General features: G+C 46.3%; 16 protein-coding genes and 2 pseudogenes. 9 read left to right on the top strand and 9 right to left on the bottom strand.

Going from position 1 to position 20828, the window contains the following annotated elements; all coding sequences use genetic code 11:
• Nucleotides 1-44: 44 nt before the first annotated feature.
• Nucleotides 45-1361, bottom strand: a complete 1317-nt coding sequence (gene mtaB, locus DWY57_RS00505) for a tRNA (N(6)-L-threonylcarbamoyladenosine(37)-C(2))-methylthiotransferase MtaB (RefSeq protein ID WP_119961265.1) — start codon at nt 1359-1361, stop codon at nt 45-47.
• Nucleotides 1362-1446: 85 nt separating this feature from the next.
• Here mtaB and DWY57_RS00510 point away from each other — a divergent pair, with 85 nt between their 5' ends.
• The 5 genes from DWY57_RS00510 (at nt 1447) to DWY57_RS00530 (ending at nt 5615) form a co-directional block, all read left to right on the top strand.
• Nucleotides 1447-3120, top strand: coding sequence for a long-chain fatty acid--CoA ligase (locus DWY57_RS00510; protein ID WP_117599982.1), 1674 nt, complete (start codon nt 1447-1449; stop codon nt 3118-3120).
• 157 nt (nt 3121-3277) lie between these two features.
• Entirely contained in the window at nt 3278-3490 is a 213-nt protein-coding gene (locus tag DWY57_RS00515) for a hypothetical protein (protein ID WP_005833237.1), read from the top strand.
• A 333-nt stretch (nt 3491-3823) separates the two neighbouring features.
• Nucleotides 3824-4069, top strand: a complete 246-nt coding sequence (locus tag DWY57_RS00520; RefSeq protein ID WP_117966746.1) for an RNA-binding protein — start codon at nt 3824-3826, stop codon at nt 4067-4069.
• Nucleotides 4070-4178: 109 nt separating this feature from the next.
• A complete protein-coding gene (locus DWY57_RS00525) occupies nt 4179-4880 on the top strand; it encodes a hypothetical protein (RefSeq protein WP_117599981.1) in 702 nt (233 codons plus the stop codon).
• Nucleotides 4881-4898: 18 nt separating this feature from the next.
• On the top strand, nt 4899-5615 hold the full coding sequence (locus DWY57_RS00530; protein WP_117966740.1) for a hypothetical protein: 717 nt from the start codon (nt 4899-4901) through the stop codon (nt 5613-5615).
• Nucleotides 5616-5696: 81 nt separating this feature from the next.
• On the opposite strand, the gene rplI is transcribed toward DWY57_RS00530, so the two are convergent.
• Genes rplI through rpsF form a run of 3 tightly spaced genes read right to left on the bottom strand, consistent with a single transcriptional unit; the run spans nt 5697 to nt 6781 of the window.
• Nucleotides 5697-6146, bottom strand: a complete 450-nt coding sequence (gene rplI / locus DWY57_RS00535) for a 50S ribosomal protein L9 (RefSeq protein ID WP_025832525.1) — start codon at nt 6144-6146, stop codon at nt 5697-5699.
• 15 nt (nt 6147-6161) lie between these two features.
• The gene (gene rpsR, locus DWY57_RS00540; RefSeq protein ID WP_004288442.1) at nt 6162-6434 is read right to left on the bottom strand and encodes a 30S ribosomal protein S18; all 273 of its coding nucleotides are present in this window, start codon (nt 6432-6434) and stop codon (nt 6162-6164) included.
• A 2-nt stretch (nt 6435-6436) separates the two neighbouring features.
• Nucleotides 6437-6781 (bottom strand): 30S ribosomal protein S6, encoded by a 345-nt coding sequence (gene rpsF, locus DWY57_RS00545; protein ID WP_025832522.1) that lies wholly within the window; start codon nt 6779-6781, stop codon nt 6437-6439.
• A gap of 159 nt (nt 6782-6940) precedes the next feature.
• On the opposite strand from rpsF, the gene DWY57_RS00550 reads away from it, so the two are divergent.
• Together DWY57_RS00550 and DWY57_RS20780 are read left to right on the top strand one after the other, a co-directional pair.
• Nucleotides 6941-7387, top strand: coding sequence for a MarR family transcriptional regulator (locus DWY57_RS00550; RefSeq protein WP_005830183.1), 447 nt, complete (start codon nt 6941-6943; stop codon nt 7385-7387).
• Nucleotides 7388-7586: 199 nt separating this feature from the next.
• Entirely contained in the window at nt 7587-7763 is a 177-nt protein-coding gene (locus tag DWY57_RS20780) for a hypothetical protein (RefSeq protein WP_165491355.1), read from the top strand.
• Between the two features lie 96 nt (nt 7764-7859).
• Here DWY57_RS20780 and DWY57_RS00555 read toward each other — a convergent pair whose 3' ends face one another.
• From DWY57_RS00555 to DWY57_RS00565, 3 genes are all read right to left on the bottom strand, one after another.
• On the bottom strand, nt 7860-8561 hold the full coding sequence (locus DWY57_RS00555) for a response regulator transcription factor (RefSeq protein ID WP_005830176.1): 702 nt from the start codon (nt 8559-8561) through the stop codon (nt 7860-7862).
• A 5-nt stretch (nt 8562-8566) separates the two neighbouring features.
• Nucleotides 8567-10111, bottom strand: coding sequence for a HAMP domain-containing sensor histidine kinase (locus tag DWY57_RS00560; RefSeq protein WP_117599979.1), 1545 nt, complete (start codon nt 10109-10111; stop codon nt 8567-8569).
• A 300-nt stretch (nt 10112-10411) separates the two neighbouring features.
• Nucleotides 10412-12568 carry an elongation factor G gene (locus DWY57_RS00565; RefSeq protein WP_117599978.1) on the bottom strand — a complete coding sequence of 719 codons (2157 nt, stop codon included), beginning with the start codon at nt 12566-12568 and terminating at the stop codon, nt 10412-10414.
• Nucleotides 12569-12879: 311 nt separating this feature from the next.
• Here DWY57_RS00565 and DWY57_RS00570 point away from each other — a divergent pair.
• Nucleotides 12880-16199 (top strand): annotated as a pseudogene (locus tag DWY57_RS00570) (beta-galactosidase).
• 94 nt (nt 16200-16293) lie between these two features.
• Here DWY57_RS00570 and DWY57_RS00575 read toward each other — a convergent pair.
• A pseudogene (locus DWY57_RS00575) lies at nt 16294-16751 on the bottom strand (mannonate dehydratase); the annotation flags it as partial.
• A 128-nt stretch (nt 16752-16879) separates the two neighbouring features.
• Between DWY57_RS00575 and DWY57_RS00580 the strand changes: the two are divergent.
• The gene (locus DWY57_RS00580; protein WP_117599977.1) at nt 16880-17452 is read left to right on the top strand and encodes a DNA-3-methyladenine glycosylase I; all 573 of its coding nucleotides are present in this window, start codon (nt 16880-16882) and stop codon (nt 17450-17452) included.
• A gap of 130 nt (nt 17453-17582) precedes the next feature.
• Here the strand turns inward: DWY57_RS00580 and DWY57_RS00585 are convergent, their stop codons facing one another.
• Nucleotides 17583-20678, bottom strand: a complete 3096-nt coding sequence (locus DWY57_RS00585; RefSeq protein WP_117599976.1) for a glycoside hydrolase family 2 TIM barrel-domain containing protein — start codon at nt 20676-20678, stop codon at nt 17583-17585.
• Nucleotides 20679-20828: the final 150 nt, after the last annotated feature.

The following is a 20828-nucleotide window of genomic DNA, read 5'->3' on the forward strand; positions in this document are numbered from 1 at the left end:
ATGAGTTATAAGTTATGAGTTATTTGTTGCAAAGGCGGCATTCCTCATTCCATTGCTCCCAAGAGTGCGGTGCCGTCGGCATTGAAATCGCCCAGGCGCACAGACACGAGCTGGTTGTCCAAGGCAGCATCATGAGGGACTTCCACACGGATATAATTGGGAGTGAAGCCGTGCATCGGCAGTCCGGGTTTGGGACGTTCCAGCAACACCGGCATCGTCTGCCCGATATGGCGCGCATAAAAAGCACAGGTCTTTTCGTCCGAAAGCTCCAGCAACTGCTGGCTCCTGCGGTGCTTTTCTTCGGGTGCCACCACGTGGTCTATCTTTAAGGCCTGCGTGCCGGGACGCTCCGAATAGCTGAAGACATGGAGCTGCGTCACGTCCAGGCTCTTGATGAACTCATAAGCCTGCCCGAAATACTCCTCCGTCTCTCCACGGGTACCCACAATCACGTCTACCCCTATAAAGGAATCGGGCATCACTTTCTTTATCTTCTTTATCTTCGAGGCAAACAAGGCGGTATCGTAACGGCGTCGCATCAGCTTCAGCACCTCGTCACTGCCCGACTGCAGCGGTATATGGAAATGAGGCATGAAATGCCGGGAACGGGACACGTATTCTATGATTTCATCTGTCAGCAGATTCGGCTCGATGGAGGATATGCGGTAACGCTCAATGCCTTCCACCTCGTCCAGCGCCTTCACCAAATCGAAGAAAGTCTCACCGGTAGACTTGCCGAAGTCTCCGATATTGACGCCAGTCAATACAATTTCCTTTCCACCTTCGGCAGCCGCCTGGCTGGCCTGCTCCACCATAGAAGCAATGCTGCCGTTACGGCTACGTCCGCGGGCAAAGGGAATGGTGCAATAGGAACAATAATAATCGCAGCCGTCCTGCACTTTCAGGAAGAAACGGGTCCGGTCGCCACGCGAACAAGACGGGGCAAACGAACGTATATCCTTCAAAGCGGAAGTGTAGGCCTCGCCGGTCTCGTGCTTCTGCAGATTGCCCAAGTAGTGAAGCAAGTCCTTCTTCTGCTCGGCTCCCAGCACGACGTCCACACCTTCTATCTTTGCCACCGTCTCCGGTTTCAGCTGGGCATAGCAACCGGTCACCACGACAAATGCACCCGGATGTTGCTTCACCAGTTTGTGGATGGCCTGGCGGCACTTCTTGTCCGCCACTTCCGTCACCGAGCAGGTATTCACTACACAAATATCCGCTTTCTCACCCTTGCGCGCCGTACGTACGCCCGCTTCCCGCAAAATTTTACCGATAGTAGAGGTCTCCGAGAAGTTCAGTTTGCACCCCAACGTATAGTAAACCGCCGTCTTATCTTGAAATATATTGGTATCTATCATGAGCTTATAAACACATTTATGCTGCAAATATATACATTATTAATCTATTTTTCCTACTTTTGCACACTCAACTAAAATTTGTGCAATGATACAAGAGAACTTTATCAAACTATACGAGCATAGTTTCCGCGAGAATTGGGACCTCCCCTGCTATACCAACTATGGAGAAAACGAGAGCTATACTTATGGCGAAGTGGCACAAGAAATAGCCAGACTGCACCTTATTTTCAAGTACTGCCAACTGCGCCGCGGCGACAAGATAGCCGTCATCGGCAAGAACAATGCCCGCTGGTGCATCGCCTATATGGCCACCATCACCTACGGCGGTATCGTAGTCCCCATTCTGCAAGACTTCAACCCCAATGATGTCCATCATATCGTAAACCACTCCGAATCGACGTTCCTCTTCACCAGCGATGCCATTTGGGAACATCTGGAAGAAGAACGGCTTACCGGAATTCGCGGTGTGTTCTCGCTGAGCGACTTCCGCTGTCTGTATCAGCGGGACGGCGAAACCATCCAGCGTTTCCTCAAGCATCTGGGCGATGAAATGGAAGCGACCTACCCGAACGGGTTCCGCAAGGAAGACATCGTTTACACGGACCTTTCCAACGACAAGGTCATGCTGCTGAATTATACCTCGGGCACCACCGGATTCAGTAAGGGCGTCATGCTGACGGGAAACAACCTGGCCGGCAACGTCACCTTCGGCATACGTACCGAGCTGTTGAAGAAAGGGGACAAAGTGCTCTCTTTCCTGCCTTTGGCACATGCATACGGCTGCGCATTCGATTTCCTTACCGCCACGGCCGTCGGCACACACGTCACACTGTTGGGAAAAGTGCCTTCCCCAAAGATTCTGATGAAAGCTTTCGAGGAAGTGAAACCCAACCTGATTATCACCGTCCCCCTTGTCATTGAAAAGATATACAAGAATGTCATACAGCCCATCATCAACAAAAAGACCATGAAATGGGCGCTCAGCATTCCCTTGCTCGACGGACAGATATACGGGCAAATCCGCAAGAAACTGATTGACGCACTGGGCGGACGTTTCAAGGAAGTCATCATAGGAGGCGCAGCCATGAACCCGGAAGTGGAAGAATTCTTCCACCGCATCAAGTTCCCCTTCACCATCGGCTACGGCATGACTGAATGTGCCCCTCTCATCAGCTATGCTCCCTGGAATGAATTCGTCCCGACTTCCTCCGGACGGGTACTCGACATCATGGAAGCCCGTATCTGCAAGGAAAACCCGGACGACAAACTCGGCGAAATACAAGTACGTGGCGAGAACGTGATGACGGGTTATTACAAAAACCCCGAAGCCACCAAAGAAGTCTTCACCGAAGACGGATGGCTTCGCACCGGCGACTTGGGTACACTGGACGACGACAACAACCTATACATACGCGGACGCAGCAAGACCATGATTCTCAGTTCCAGTGGACAGAATATCTTCCCCGAAGAGATAGAAGCACGGCTCAACAACATGCCTTTCGTCCTGGAAAGTCTTGTCATCGAACGGAATAAAAGACTGGTGGCACTGGTTTATGCCGACTATGAAGCCTTGGATTCTTTAGGGTTGAACCAGCCGGACAACCTCAAAACCATTATGGATGAGAATCTCAAAAATCTGAATAATAGTGTGGCAGCCTATGAAAAAGTAAGCCAAATCCAACTTTATCCAACAGAATTTGAGAAAACGCCCAAAAGAAGTATCAAGAGATACTTATACAACAGCATTGCCGAAGATTAATATGTTGTAAAACATATAGATAGGGATAAAAACAGCCGAAGCTCCAAAAAAAATATAAAAAAAGTTGGGGTTTCGAGAACAACATATTCAAAAAGTACATACCTTTGCAACGTTTTAATAAAGCAATTGATTGTATTACGTTTTAAAAGTAAAGAAAATGAAAAAATTAGTTTTGATGGCTGCAGCTATCGTAGCAGTATCTTTCGCATCTTGTGGCAACAAAGCAGCTAACGCTGAACAAGCAACTGCAGATTCTATCCGTATCGCTGACTCAATCGCAGCTGTAGAAGCAGCAGCAGCTGAAGCAGCAGCAGCCGCAGCAGCAGCTGACACTGTAGCAGTAGATAGCGCAGCTGTTGTAGCTGAATAATTTCAGTACAACACTCGAGAGAATTGAAAGTCTGACGTGCATACAAGCACACCAGACTTTTTTTATGCCCTATCCTCTCATTCTTTTCCCTTCCAATTGTTAAGTCTTGGTCTTATTTCACAAAAAAGGGTATAATATGGCAGATAAATGATAAAGTATAGTGCATATACCAAATAAAAAACGTTACTTTGCATCAACAAAACAATAAGAGGTTTATTACGATCTGCGTTTCATTATGTCTCTCCTCGATTAACCACATTGAGAATTTTCATTTCTGACTACAACTTCCTAAGACTCCTTTATTGAATTATTAATTTTTTATTTTTGTATTTTATGAATATGTACATTGGAAACCTTAACTACAACGTTAGGGAATCAGATTTGAGACAAGTAATGGAAGAGTATGGAACAGTAGAATCAGTAAAACTGATTATGGACCGTAATACAAACAGATCAAAAGGTTTTGCCTTCGTGGAGATGCCCGAAGCTGCTGAAGCCCAACAAGCAATCAACAAACTGAATGGAGCAGAATATGTAGGCCGCCAGATGGTAGTAAAAGAAGCATTGCCAAGAAACTAAAAATTATTGACTGACAATAAGCAAGGGCATATCTTAATAATAAGATATGCCCCTTCTTTGTTATTTGCATTTTTCCTTTATCTTTGATAAAACATACGTTCAAAAAAACATGAAAACAAAACTGATAGAAAAAGCAAAACAAATAAGCACTGAATATAAATTTGGAGACTTCTTCCGTAACTTTCTTGCTGTCATATTGGGTATTATCATCACCTTTGCAGGAAGCGACTGGATTACAGAACACAATGCCCAAAAAGAAGTGAAGGAATCCATACTATTGGTAAAAAGTGAATTGCAAACGAACCGTGAAGATATAGCATATATAAAAGAATTAGTAGAACTGGAACAAAAAGGCGCCTTATATCTATTGGAATACAAAGGTAGAATACAGGAGGCCGACCCGGATTCTTTACAAAAATATGATAGATTACCCTTCCAAAGCATTTCTTTTAATGCAATGTACGACGCATTGGAAATGCTCAAAGCTTCCGGCCTCATTCCCAAAATCAAAAACAAAGAACTGACTGTGCAAATTTTGACCGCCTACGCTATAGTCAGGAACAGCCAAAGCGCTTTCGATTCATACGGCAACATAAAACAGCGTTGCCTGGAAGAGTTGATGAAAGTCCCCGATGTCAAAAAAAGAATGAATTCCACCAACTATATTGATTGGAATTTCTACTTCAAATATCCAGAAGGAGTCGCTCTCATACAGCAAATCCCCCAAATACAAAGTACTGATATTTACCAAAATCATTTGAAAGCAATAGACAAAGTCATTGCAGCCATTGATGAAGAATACAACCAATAAAATCTCAATCACATACTTATGAAAAACAAGCTGAAAAAAATCTTTGTCTGCCCCACCGTTAAAAGGCGATTGGGAGATTTTATCTGTAACTTCACAGCAGTTGTATTAGGCATCTTACTGACCTTTGCCGGCAGTAACCTCATTGAAGAACATAAAAAACAGAAAGGACTTAAGGATGCACTATTACTGGTCAAAAATGAGATGTTACTCAACCGGGGATACATGACACAGATGATGGAAAGAGAAGAATTTGAAAAACAAGGAGCTTCATATCTGCTTCAGCACAAGGAAAACATTGCAAAGGCAGCACCCGACTCTTTAGAGAAATATGGGAATTTACCCTTTCAGACACAGACCTTCATTTACATTAACGATGCAATGGAAATGCTTAAAACGTCCTCGCTCATGTCTGCCATCAGAGACAAGGAACTTGCGACTCAAATCATTAAAACATACAATGCAATAAAAGGCTCCTATGAAACCTTTAATTCATTTATGGAAATAAAGCAAAAGAAGGTTGATAAATTAATCAATAAACCGGAGGTACAAAAATTCTTGACCAATGATGCAGATTACTCAACAGCAGAAGAATGGACTTTTTTCTTTAAATTTCCGGAAGGAATCCAGTTAATTCAGCAGATATATTTCACCCATGACAGTCCAACCCGTATGTACAACAGATTTATCAAGCAGATTGATGAAACGGCATCTGCCATTGACGAGTTCTACAAATAGTGGCCAATTTGCGATTCAAACAAACAAAAAGCCCCATTTCTTATACAAAGAAATCGGGCTTTCTATTTATAGCGTACTTATTTATGCTTCTTCAGCAACCACCTCAAAAGGAACTTCTACAGAAACTTCCTTGTGCAACTTAACGATAGCCTTGTAGTTGCCAACTTCTTTCACAGCATCCTTCACAACGATAATCTTACGATCGATATTGTGACCCAATTTAGCCAGCTCTTCAGCAATCTGGATGTTACCAACAGAACCGAAAATAGTACCAGTGGAGCTAACCTTAGTAGCAATCTTCAATGATACACCTTCCAGCTTAGCAGCCAGTTCTTCAGCATCCTTTTTGATTTTCTCCAGCTTGTGAGCACGTTGTTTCAACTCTTCAGCCAACATTTTCTTTGCAGCCGGTGAAGCGATAACAGCTTTACCGGTCGGGATGAGGTAGTTACGACCGTAGCCAGACTTTACTGTTACGATGTCGTTCTTATAACCCAAGTTTACGATGTCTTCTTTCAATATAATTTCCATACTTTCCTCCTCCTATTATTTCATCATGTCAGTTACATAGGGCAGCAACGCCAAGTGACGTGCTCTCTTCACAGCTTGAGCTACACGACGTTGGAACTTCAAAGAAGTACCGGTAATACGACGCGGAAGGATTTTACCTTGCTCATTCAAGAATTTCTTCAAGAATTCAGGATCTTTGTAGTCAATGTACTTAATACCGCTCTTCTTGAAACGGCAGTATTTTTTCTTCTTAACGTCTACTGAGGGTGGAGTTAAATATCTGATTTCTGATTGAACTTGTTGTGCCATGATTAATCCTCCTTTTTAGTTGATTTAACACTTCTTCTCTTCGCAGCATATTCAGCAGCGTACTTGTCTTGTTTGAAAGTCAAGAAACGGATAACGCGCTCGTCACGACGGAAGTTTACTTCCAATTTTTCAATGACAGTAGGTTCTGCATTGAACTCAATCAGCTGATAGAAACCGGTTGACTTCTTCTGGATAGGATATGCCAGCTTCTTCAGTCCCCAGTTTTCTTCATTTACAATCTCAGCACCTTCAGCAGTAAGGATGCCTTTGAATTTCTCTACCGCTTCCTTCATCTGAACATCAGACAAAACGGGAGTCAAAATGAAAACGGTTTCGTATTGATTCATACTCGTTTAATTAAATAAATAAATTATTCGTTTTAAAAATGCGGTGCAAAGGTAGACATTTTATTTTGAACTACAAACATTTAATGTTTTTTTGTGTAGGGATATAGGAATTGTCTTCAGCTTGCCTTATCTTTGCAAAGTTGTTTAAACAATAATTTCATGATAGAGCAATTTAACTTTGATATCCGCCTTATCTTTGCCATACTGAACGGCAAAGTGTCGGCTGCCATTAACCGCAAACTGTCCCGTAACTTCCGTCAGAACGGTCTGGAGATTACTCCGGAACAGTGGACTGTCCTCATCTTCTTATGGGAAAAGGACGGGGTGACACAACAAGAGTTGTGTAATGCAACTTTCAAAGACAAGCCCAGCATGACGCGCTTAATAGACAATATGGAGCGTCAGCATCTCGTCGTGCGCATATCGGACAAGAAAGATCGCCGCACCAATCTGATACATTTGACCAAGGACGGCAAGGAACTGGAAGAACGTGCGCGCGTCATTGCCAACCAGACCCTCAAAGAAGCCTTGAAAGGCATCACCATCGAAGAGCTCAGTGTGAGCCAGGAGGTACTGAGAAAGATTTTCTTCAATACCAAGGACTAAGATATAGGGATTAGGGCTTAAGGATTAGAGATTAAGGGAGGAGAAAAAAGGGGATGAAGCTTCATTTTTCATTCCTCATTCTCCATTCTTTATTAAAATATGGATTTTTTGCAAAAATAATTTCGCTTGTTAAAGAATTATGCTTTTCTTTGTGACAAGAATACGAAAGAATATAATAATCTAATTAAAATACACACACATGAAAGGTTTATTAAAAAATCTGGGATTGATATTAGTCGTAATAGGAGCTGTAATCCTGGTTGCATGTTCTTTTACCGGCAATGTTAACAACAATGCCATCTTGGGCAGTTCTGCCGTTTTGGTTGTAGTGGGATTGATTTCCTACATTGTCATCAACAAGAGAATTGCCGACTAATATCAAAAGGAAAGAAATAAAGAAGGCGGTTTGCATATACATGCAAGACCGCCTTCTTTATTTTCTCTTCTTCTCTTCCTCCCAAGCCAAGTCTCATCAAGACTCAGCCTCCGGAGTAATCAGTTTATATCCCTTTCCGTGAATATTGATGATTTCAATTGAATCATCTTCTTTCAGATGCTTACGCAACTTCGTGATATATACATCCATACTACGTGCATTGAAATAGTTGTCATCAATCCAGATAGTCTTCAATGCAAAATCACGCTGCAAGATTTCATTGGCATGTGCACAAAGCAAACCCAGCAGTTCAGATTCCTTGGTGGTCAGTTTGGTCTGCTTCTCAGCAGTCGCCAGAATCTGTTTCTGCGTATCGAATGTAAACTTACCAATCTTATAGATGTTGCTCTCCTTGTTCTTCTTTCCGCGAACGCGTCTTAGAATAGCTTCAATTCTGAAAGTCAGTTCTTCCATACTGAAGGGCTTGGTGATGTAGTCATCGGCACCAATCTTGAAACCTTCCAAAATATCTTCCTTCAACGTCTTTGCCGTCAAGAAGATAATTGGAATTTCGGCGTTGGCCGCACGCACTTCCTGCGCCAGTGTGAATCCGTCTTTCTTCGGCATCATCACATCAAATACACACAAGTCATATTTATTCTTCAGGAAAGCCTTGTATCCTGCCTCTCCATCGGGATATAACTCGGCGGCGTAACCTTTTGCCTGTAAATATTCTCTCAAAAGCATGCCAAGATTTTCATCATCTTCGCACAATAAAATACGCAGTTTCTCGTCCATATCAATCAATTTTTTAATAAAGGTAATGCAATAATAAATTTAGTTCCTACGTTCAGTTCACTTTCTGCTCGGATAGTTCCCTTATGATCCATGATAATCTTCTTCACATAAGCCAGTCCCAAGCCGAAGCCTTTCACATCGTGCAGATTACCTGTATGCACGCGATAGAACTTCTCGAATATCTTTTTCAAATTCTCCTTTTTGATGCCGATGCCGTTATCTTGGATGGAAATCATCAGTTTGCCCGGCTCATTCCAGGTCTTCACCGTCAATTGCAAATCCGCATCCGGACGTTTATACTTCACCGCATTATCCATGAGGTTGAAAATCACATTAGTGATATGCATCTCATCAGCAAAGATCACGGGATCTGTAGCTTCAAGCTCCGATTCAATCTTTCCATTATAACGCTCCACTTTCAGCGTAAACGTATTGATAACACCTGTTATCAGTTCATTAGCATCCAGTTCCTTCATCTTCAATGTAGCCTTCTGGCGGTCAAACATTGACATCTGAAGCACTTTCTCAACCTGGAATCTCAAACGCTTCGTCTCATCGTTTATAACACCCGATATATGCTGGAACATGGCCGGAGACTTGCCCACAGCCGGATCTTTCAACATTTGCGCCGCCAACGAAATCGTTGAAATCGGTGTTTTGAATTCATGCGTCATATTGTTGATGAAATCATTCTTCATCTCCGTCAGTTTTTTCTGGCGGAATACGATGTAAATCGTAAAGATGAACGTCACCAGCAGTACAAAAGTAAATATCATCGACGGTATCATAAACCTGACCGAATCAAAGATATAATCCTTCTTTCCCGGAAAATGTATCTTGACGATACTCATACGGGCAGGCGGATCATTCAAAAACAATGGCTGCGAATAAGAACTTTCACTCCCAACATCACTATAATCCGAACAACGGTATACTTCTCTACCCTCCCGGTCTATCACCTTAAAATGATAGTCCATATCACCGAGACCATTTTCTATCAGACCAGCTTTAAGATACTGGTCCAGACTTTTGAAATTAACACGCTCTTCAATCGGCTTGTCACTGGCATTATATACCATCTGCAACACAACCTCATCTACCAATGCACGCTGGTAAAGATAGCGATTTTTAAGCATCTCTATCTGCGAGCGTGAAGTCTGGGGAATTGTTTTTACCCCATGTTTGCGTGAAATCATTGCTCTTGGCAATTCAGAAGGCTCATTGCTGAAAGTCTTCAATTCCACCGAAGAACGGACACTGCCATCCGGAGCTGTCATCACAAACCGCTGGGTCCGCATCACTCCGCTACTGCTTTGCGATTGCTCCCATGCTTTCTTTTCCGCCTCGGAGATATCCTCATTCAGCCAACGCACAACCTCCGCGGACTCCGCCTCTTTCGAAGCAGCCATCAACGCACGTTTCACCGCCTCCTCAAATTGTCCGTTACGCATCTTCACCATCTCCTCAATATAGCCAATCTGCAAATACAGCAAACTGAGGAAGGAAAGACCCATAACAACACCTAATATCCATATAGTTGACTTTTTCATAGTCACAAAATTAACACTCCCTAATTAACACTCCTAACCAATTAACCTGATTTAACCGGACGTTCTCGTAAATTAACCGAAGACCATTTTTTAGGTTGTATTATGAGCATTATAACAAAAACACAAGTCTTTGGTTTGCAAATTTAATAAAAAATTAATCATTCAATTCACAATTCCACATGTTCTTAATCTACGTTAATGAAAAAAGCCGTCATTACTTGCCATGAAGTAACAACGGCTTTAACAATTGTTATATTAGCAGCCGGTAGTTACAACAGCCAAACTACCAACTCCTGAAAGTCATTCTTCAGCTTGCTTAGCCTCAAATTCCTTAATCAGTTTATCCTGCACATCACTCGGGACGAGTTCATAGCTGGCAAACTTCATGATGAACGAAGCACGTCCACCGGTCAGTGAACTAAGTGCCGTAGAGTAGGATGACATTTCCTTCAAAGGTACTTTGGCACTCAATTTTTCGTAACCGGCCTCGCTGCTCATACCCATAATCATGGCACGGCGTCCCTGCAAGTCACCCATCACATCACCCATCTTGTCCGACGGAACAAATACCTCCACGTCATAAATGGGTTCCAGAATCTTCGGGCCTGCATTCTTGAACGCTTCGCTGAACGCGTTCCGTCCTGCCAGCATAAAGGAAATTTCATTGGAGTCAACCGGGTGCATCTTTCCGTCATATACGATGACACGTACATCACGGGCATACGAACCGGTCAACGGTCCCTGCTCCATACGTGACATGATACCCTTCAAGATGGCCGGCATGAAACGTGCGTCAATGGAACCACCCACAATACTATTGACAAATACCAGCTTGCCACCCCATTCCAATGGAACGTCTTCGGTACCCTTGACGTTCATCTTGAACTCCTGACCATTGAATTTATAGGTTTCGGGCAACGGCATACCTTCGTAGTAAGGCTCAACAATCAGGTGGACCTCACCGAACTGGCCTGCACCACCCGACTGTTTCTTATGACGATAATCCGCACGGGCAGCTTTCGTAATCGTTTCACGATACGGTATTCTCGGTTCTTCAAACTTGACTTGTAGTTTCTCGTTGTTTTCCAGACGCCACTTCAAGGTACGCAAATGGAATTCACCTTGCCCGTGTACAATAGTCTGACGCAATTCTTTAGACTGGTCTATCACCCACGTCGGGTCTTCCTCGCGCATACGGTTCAAAGCAACCATCATCTTTTCCGTATCCGACTCGTTCAGCGGCTTGATAGCACGTGAATATTTGGAGTTCGGATATTTAATGAAGTTGAAACGGTTTTCAGAGCCCTTACCGTTCAATGTATTACCGGTATGTACGTCCTTCAGTTTCACCGTACAGCCGATGTCACCGGCTACCATTTCCTCTACCTTGATACGGTTGGCACCGGCACAAGCATAAATCTGCGCAATGCGTTCTTTGGAACCACGGTCTGCATTGGTGAAGTCATCACCTTCGTGCACCTTGCCACTCATAACCTTGAAATACTGGACATCACCGATATGCGGTTCAACGGCAGTCTTGAAGAAATACAAGGAAGTCGGTCCGTCAGAATCCGGCTTCACCACCTCACCGCGTGTATTGTGCACCGGTGGCATTTCGTCCACAAACGGCACCACATTACCCAGGAATTCCATCAGACGGCGTACACCCATATCCTTACCGGCACAGACACAGAATACTGGGAACATACCGCGTGAAGCCAGTCCCTTGCGGATACCTTCGCGCATTTCGTCTTCTGTCAAAGAGTCCTGCTCAAAGAATTTTTCCATAAGGCCTTCGTCATGTTCGGCTGCAGCTTCTACCAAAGCCTTGTGCATCTCTGTAGCCTTTTCCATTTCTTCGGCCGGAATCTCTTCAATAGTGGGAGCGCCACCTTCGGGTCCCCACGAATATTTTTTCATCAAAAGTACATCAATCAACGAATTAAAATTCGGTCCGGTAGCCAGCGGATATTGCACGGGCACCACCTTCGGACCGTATATGGTTTGCAACTGCTCAAGTACCATGTCATAATCGCACTTTTCATTATCGAGCTGGTTTACCAGGAAAATAACCGGTTTGCCCAGTTTCTCGGTATAGCGGAAATGGTTCTGCGTACCTACCTCAGGACCGTATTGTCCGTTCAGCAGCAGTATGGCAGTATCAGTAACGTTGAGCGCCGTCATGGCAGCTCCTACAAAGTCATCACTACCCGGACAGTCAATGATATTCAGTTTCTTACCGTTCCACTCCACATGGAAAACGGTGGAAAACACAGAATAACCGTATTCCTGTTCCACCGGGAAGTAATCGCTGACTGTATTCTTGGCAGTAATTCTGCCGCGACGTTTTATAATACCACTCTCAAAGAGCAGCGCTTCTGTGAGAGTGGTTTTACCCGAGCCGTCATTGCCAAGGAGGGCAATGTTCTTAATTTCATTCGTCTGATATACTTTCATGATATATTAAGATTTTAAGTGAATAACCTGACATACGATGATGCCGTTAACTTTTTGTGAGGCGCAAATTAGGCATTAATTCAAAGAAAAGCAACATCGGGAAGCATGTTATAAAACACAATACCCCCTACCTATAACTTAAGAAACAAGTGCAAACCAAATAGAAAAGACAGAAAAACATCACAAAAAGGAGAGATTATAGCTCTAATCTCTCCTTTTTGACACATTTACATACCCTCCATTTCTCAACTTTCGCATATCTTTGCCCAAAACATAAACGATTTATTAATTATCTAATACCGAATTCTTAAATGAAAAGGAAAATTATTTGGAGTTTTGCATTGCTGGCCTGCCTTTGCTGCCTGCCATCTGCAAAAACAAAAGCACAAACGAAAAATGCCGCAATCATACCAGGGGAAGTATGGAAAGACACCGACGGCAATCCCATCAACGCCCATGGCGGCGGCCTTCTTTACCACGAAGGAACCTACTATTGGTATGGCGAATACAAAAAAGGAGAAACCATCCTGCCCGAATGGGCTACGTGGGAATGCTACCGCACCGACGTAACCGGTGTCAGCTGCTACTCTTCGAAAGACCTGCTGAACTGGAAGTTCGAGGGTATTGTACTTCCTGCCGTGAAAGACGACGAGAAACACGACCTGCACCCCAGCAAGGTGCTGGAACGTCCCAAAGTGATTTACAACGAGAAGACAAAGAAATTCGTCATGTGGGCGCATGTGGAAAGTGCTGACTACAGTAAGGCATGTGCCGGCGTAGCGGTCAGCGATTCTCCTACCGGAACATTCACCTATGTAGGCAGCTTCCGTCCCAACGGTGCGATGAGCCGCGACCAAACAGTGTTCATTGATGATAACGGCAAGGCATATCAGTTCTACTCTTCGGAAAACAACGCTACCTTATATATAAGCGAGCTAACGGATGACTACCTGAAGCCCACTGGTCGCTATACACGCAATTTCGTGAAGCAAAGCCGCGAAGCACCCGCCGTATTCAAGTATAACGGCAAATACTATATGCTCTCTTCCGGTTGTACCGGCTGGGATCCCAATGTTGCCGAGCTGGCTGTAGCCGACTCCATCATGGGGCAATGGACTACCATCGGCAATCCATGTACCGGTCCTGATGCAGACAAGACCTTCTATGCACAAAGCACTTACGTGCAGCAAATATACGGAAAAGGAAATGCCTACATTGCCATGTTCGACCGCTGGAAAAAGAAAGACCTTGAGGACTCGCGCTACGTATGGCTCCCGCTTGAATTCGGCAAGGACGGAACAATCACGATACCCTGGCGCGACAGCTGGGACCCGCGTACCCAATGGGAAGGACAAGGCGACTTCTCTGCCGGCAAAGGAACATTCCTATTGAACGGCAAGCCGTTTGTCTCAAAGCCGCAGAACTGCACTATCCACGCATCCCCAAGGCCTATTGGGACCAACGCATCAAAATGTGCAAAGCACTGGGCATGAACACAGTCTGCCTCTACGTCTTCTGGAACTCTCATGAGTCTCAGCCGGGTGTATTCGACTTCACCGGGCAGAATGACTTGGCAGAATTCTGCCGCTTGTGCCAGCAGAACGATATGTATGTCATCCTGCGCCCAGGGCCCTATGTCTGTGCCGAATGGGAAATGGGCGGACTGCCCTGGTGGTTGCTCAAGAAGAAGGACATACGCCTGCGCGAATCCGACCCTTACTTCATAGAACGTGTAGGCATCTTTGAAAAAGCCGTTGCCGAGCAGGTAGCCGACATGACCATACAGAACGGAGGTCCCATCATCATGGTACAAGTAGAGAACGAATACGGCTCCTACGGGGAAGACAAAAGTTACGTATCGCAAATCCGCGACATCGTACGCGCCAATTACCCCGGCGTAGCACTGTTTCAATGCGACTGGGCGTCCAACTTCACCAAGAACGGACTCCACGACCTGGTATGGACCATGAACTTCGGTACAGGAGCCAACATCGACCAACAGTTTGCACCGCTGAAGAAACTCCGTCCTGATAGCCCGCTGATGTGCTCCGAATTCTGGAGCGGCTGGTTCGACAAGTGGGGAGCCAACCACGAAACCCGTCCGGCTGCCGACATGATTGCCGGCATTGACGAGATGTTGTCCAAAGGCATCTCCTTCAGCCTCTACATGACCCACGGAGGGACCAACTGGGGACACTGGGCAGGAGCCAACTCACCCGGATTCGCCCCCGACGTAACCTCTTACGACTACGACGCCCCCATCAGCGAATCGGGACAGACCACTCCCAAATACTGGGAATTGCGAAAAGCATTGTCCAAATACATGAACGGCGAGAAGCAGGCTAAAGTTCCCGCTTTAATCAAGCCCATCCGTATTCCGTCTTTCCAATTTACAGAGATGGCTCCTTTGTTCGACAATCTTCCTGCTGCCAAGAAAGACTGCAATATCCGTACCATGGAGGAATATAACCAGGGATTCGGAAGTATTCTCTACCGCACCACACTGCCCGAGATGAAAACCCCGTCCCTGCTCACTGTGAACGATGCGCACGATTATGCCCAAGTTTTCCTAGATGGCAAATACATCGGCAAACTGGACCGCCGCAACGGTGAAAAGCAACTGGAATTCCCCGCCTGCCCCAAAGGTGCACGCCTCGACATTCTGGTAGAAGCCATGGGCCGCATCAACTTTGGACGTGCCATCAAGGACTTCAAGGGTATCACCCAAAGCGTAGAACTTACCGTAGACATCGACGGCCGTCCTTTCACCTGCAACCTGAAGGATTGGGAAGTCTATAATCTCGAAGATACATACGATTTCTATAAGAACATGAAGTTCCAGCCCATCGGCTCACTGAAAGATGAGTTAGGACAACGCATTCCGGGTTGCTACCGTGCCACCTTTAAGGTGAACAAGCCCAGCGACACATTCCTAAACTTCGAGACTTGGGGCAAGGGACTTGTCTACGTCAACGGGCACGCCATGGGACGCATTTGGGAAATCGGCCCGCAACAGACCCTCTACATCCCGGGATGCTGGTTGAAGAAAGGCGAGAATGAAGTGATTGTCTTCGACATCATCGGTCCCAAAGAAGTTAAGTCCGAAGGACTGAGCGAGCCATTGCTGGACCAACTACTCGTTACCAAACCGCTGACACACCGCAATGAGGGTGAAAATCTCGACTTGTCCGGTGAGCAGCCCGTCCTCTCCGGCAGCTTCAATCCCGGCAACGGTTGGCAGGAGCGCAAATTCGACCAACCCGTCACCGGACGTTATGTCTGCCTGGAAGCCTTGAGTGCACAAGATGGAAAAGACCTGGCTTGCATTGCCGAAATGTATCTGCTGGATGAGAATGGGGAACGTCTGTCACGCGAACCCTGGATTGTCAATTATGCCGACAGCGAAGACGTATCCCACGTCAACTGTTCTGCGGACAAAATCTTCGACCTCCAGGAATCAACCTATTGGAGCACAACAAAAGACACTCCATACCCGCATTCTGTCGTGATTGACTTGGGTAGTACCCGCACCCTGACCGGCATACAATATCTACCCAGAATGGAAAGCGAGGTACCGGGTGGAATCAAAGACTTCAAGGTTTACGTAAAATCCAAGGCTTTCAACTATTAAGTCGGACTTACATACGCTAATAGATTATTTAGACATGGATTACACGAAAAATCAATCAAACAGATTTTCCGTACAATTCATCGTCTACCACAGCCGGCATTGCCTTCGTACTGCGCAAATGCACAAAATGGGTACGCTTGGCAAACTTCCTTGCCAGTTCATGGGTATCATTCTGTTCCCGGTACCCAATGAACCGACATAAAAAGTCAGGCCATTATGAGGATTGTCCACTGCCCTCAATATCGAGGTAATATCCGCCTCGTCTGTCACAATACGCGACCCCCAATACCTGAAAAGGAGGGTCATTAGGGTGTATCACATATTCATCCCATATTCTTCGCACACCTGCATGATGACAGACAAGAAATAACGCATATTTCGCGTAAAACCTCCCAGTCTATCCCTTTGTATAGCGCCAGCAAACGCTTGAATAGGAAATGTCTCATCTTCCTAGGAATGTTGCAAGTCCGTGCGAATCCAGTCAATCACCGGCATTAGGTTGTAACATACCGTCTGGATGCCTGCCTTGCCGAGATTGGCAAGAGTTATCTTGTCCTTCTTGCCAAACCACCTTTTTGCAAAAGTAAGAAAGAATATGGAAACTGTCCATTCTGAATAGATAGATTTGTTTATTCGCAATGAAAACAATATCTTAGCATCTCATTACAAAAATAACTCTTATGCAAGACATTATAAACGGACGTTGCGGCTGGTGCGGAACCGACGAGCTGTATGTGAAATACCACGATGAAGAGTGGGGAAAACCGGTAACAGACGACAAAACACTATTCGAGTTCCTTGTATTGGAAAGTGCCCAGGCCGGACTGAGCTGGATAACCATCCTCAAAAAGCGGGAAGGCTACCGCAAAGCCTTTTGCAATTTCGATGCCTCACAAGTGGCGCAAATGACTGACGAAGACGTGGAACGGCTGATGCATTTTGACGGCATCGTGAAAAACCGTCTGAAAATTAAGTCGACCATCACCAATGCACGGCTGTTTCTTGCCATACAGAAAGAATTCGGCAGCTTTTACAACTACACGTTATCCTTCTTTCCCGATCGGACACCGATTATCAACCACTTCCAGTCATTGAGTGAGATTCCGGTATCGTCTCCCGAATCAGATACCATGAGCAAAGACATGAAAAAACGGGGATTCAAGTTCTTCGGCTCTACCATCTGCTATGCCCATCTGCAAGCTTCGGGATTTATCAACGATCATCTGACAGATTGCATTTGCCGGAAAAGGTAAGTTGTATCATGATATAAACGAAGAAATATACAAAAGCAAACAAAGCATCAATAGCAAAGCGGTCGCCTTTCCAATGGGGAGGGCGACCGCTGCTGTGTTATGAAACCAGTGGTTTAGTACGCAGTAAATGTTATTCTATTCCGATGCTGTGGCGCACGGGAGAAAGGATGAACGTAAACTCATAATCAGCGTATGGCACCAGGTACTCCGGACGCGCAATACGTCCCCAGCTGTCCTCACAACCCAGACCAGCTTGTACCTTGTCGATACAGAGATTAGTCAAATCAGCCTCTTCCACTTCTTGCGAGTGTCCCTGCTGCTTGTCCAAACCCTCGTCCAAAGACTCGATGGTATAGTGCAAGGCCGATGCGGAGAAGGGGGCTTCGGCCACAATCTTAATGCCATTGCCAGACTGATTCAACATCTTCCACCAGCGGATATCGGTCTTTGTTCCGTTTTCCTGCGGACGGATATAAGGATAGAACTGCTCTGTCACGCTCTGGCGATAGATGCCTAAATCTGTGCAATGGTTACGGTCGCTATAGTTCTCAACCGGACCGCGTCCGTAGTATTCGACTGTTTCGAAACTGCGGGGCATGGGCATCTGCAAACCGAAACGGAACATGTTCGAAACTTTGGCGTTTTTGTCGGCTATCAGCTTCTGGGTTATCTTGATGGCACCGGCATTGTTGATGACATACGTCAAGGCCAGCTTAGCGGAAACACCTGGCATATCGTAAGCTGATTCTACTATGACCTGATTGTTCTCCGTACGCTGGTTGAAAGAAGTCAACTTGATTTCCGGATTCTTCCAAACGATGTACTTGCGTTGCAGGCCCGCACCGAAATCATTGTCGGTCGGAGCACGCCAGAAGTTGGGCGTCAAGGCCTCACCGTCCTTAATCATATTCTGTCCGTTCACTTCGTACTTGGTCAGGTAACCGTTGTGCTTGTTGATTTCTACCCGGAACGCATCACCTGAAACGATGAGATACTTCCAATCGTTATCCTGCACTTGGGGAGCCACCACCTCTACATTGCTCTGCACGCAGTTCTTCAGTTCCATGGAAGGAGCCTTGTAGGGATTGAGTGCCAGCTGGTCCTTGGCCACCACATGGCCGGCGGGAAGCAGACCCTCGCGGTTCTTCAGCTTATAGGAAACGTTCAGCAGCCATTCGGTACATTGGCAGGTCTTGCCCAAATCCAGTTTAATCTTGGCTGTCTGCCGAGGAGCTATATTCAGATTATCCACGCGACCGGTACGAATTGCCTTGCCGCCTTTCAGCACCTCCCACTCCATGTAATAGGCAGAGAGGTCGCGGAAAAAGTACTCGTTGAACACATTGATTTCACCGTTCTCCAAGTCGGCCGGAGTAGTCCAGATGTCCTGATAGATACGCCCCACTTCGTACATGTGAGGATTGGGCACACGGTCGGGGCTGATAAGACCGTTATCGCAGAAGTTCACATCACTGGCATCGAAGCGGTTGAAGTCGCCGCCGTAGGCATAAATCATCTTGCCGTTCTTGCCCGTCCAACGGGGAGACTGGTCAACGAAATCCCAGATAAAGCCGCCTTGGTATTTGGGATACTTGCGAACCAAATCCCAATACTCCTTGAAGCCTCCTTCAGAATTGCCCATGGCGTGAGCGTATTCGCACTGAATGAGAGGTTTCGTCATGGAGGCATCCTCACAATACTTCCGGCAGCCCTCATAACCATAGTACATAGGGCAGTAAATGTCAGTCTTGCCTGTCTTACCGGCTTGCTCGTACTGGCAGGCACGGCTGGGGTCTTCGGCTTTCACCCAATCGTAGGCGGCCTCGAAGTTAGGACCATAGCCGGCTTCGTTGCCGAGCGACCAGAAGATGATGCTGGGATGGTTGAAACTGCGCTGCACGTTGCGCTGGTTGCGTTCCAAGTGCGCTTTTCTATAATCATCACGCTTGGCAAGGGTCTGCTCGCCGTAGCCCATGCCGTGAGACTCGATATTCGCCTCTGCCACTACATAGATACCGTACTGGTCGCAAAGGTCATACCAAAGATTGTTGTCGGGATAATGGCAGGTGCGCACGGCGTTCAAGTTGAACTGCTTCATCACCTGGATGTCCTGCAGCATACGTTCGCGAGAGATGACATAACCGCCGTCCGGGTCCATCTCATGACGGTTGGCGCCCTTGAAGAGGACGGGTTGGCCGTTGACAAGTATCTGTTCTCCCTTCAGTTCTATCTTGCGGAAACCTACCTTTACGGGAATCACTTCACTGCTGCCTTGCAGGGTGGCACGCAGGGTATACAAGTAGGGTGTTTCTGCCGTCCATTTATGAGGATTCTCCACATTTATCAGGGCAGTGCCACTGCCTTTGGCAGCAGCTGTAGCCACCTGCTTTCCGGCAGCGTCCAGCAGTTCAAGGCTGACGTTACCGCCACCCTTCACATCGAGCTGCACTCTCAAGGAACCGTTGCGGTAGTCGGCATCCAGGTCGGGAGTGACGCGGATATCCTGGATGCGTTTCTTGTCGCGGGCATAGAGATAGCAATCACGCCCTACACCGCTGTAGCGGAAGAAGTCCTGGTCTTCGAGATAGGTACCGTCGCACCAGCGGAATACCTGGAAGGCAATCAGATTCTTCTGGCCGGGCTTCAAGTAAGGGGTCAAGTCGAATTCGGCTTCGAGCTTGCTGTCTTCACTATAACCTACATAACGGCCGTTCACCCACAGATACATATTGGAGGTGACAGAGCCGAAATGGGCGATGATGTCCTTATTCTTCCAGTCGGCGGGCACGGTAATCTCACGGCGGTAAGAACCTACATGATTGTTCTCGACGGGCACCTGCGGCGGGTTGTTCTGGAACTGGTTGCGCCAGGCGTAGCCAATATTCACATAGATAGGATCGCCAAAGCCGTTCAGTTCCCACACGCCGGGGACGGGGATGTCGTTCCAACCTTTGTCATTGTAGCCCACACGCCAGAAGTCGGTAGGGCGAGCATCGGCATCCTTCACCCAGAAGAACTTCCAGATGCCGTTCAGTGTCATGAAACGGGACGATTGTTCTTTCAAGCCCCGGGTGGCGACATCGGCCGACTCGTAGGCGAAGTAGTTGGTGTGCATGGGGGCACGGTTCACGGCGTTGACCTCAGGGTCGAGCCATTCTTTGAAAGACTGTGCGCTGGCAGACAAGGCCAAGGCTGCAAACAGTCCGGTAATAAGATGTTTCTTCATGATGATTAGTTTAAAAATAGTAATAACAGCATAGGGAATGCTCCGAATGCTGTTACAAAAATAAGGCGAATCGGGCTATTTCAAGAGGAGAATCGGCCCAAAAAGGATGAATATTTGCTCACGGAAGCAATTTTCCACGGCTCATGCCCC

The organism is Bacteroides sp. AF25-5LB (genome assembly GCF_003602965.1).
Taxonomy (GTDB): domain Bacteria; phylum Bacteroidota; class Bacteroidia; order Bacteroidales; family Bacteroidaceae; genus Bacteroides; species Bacteroides uniformis.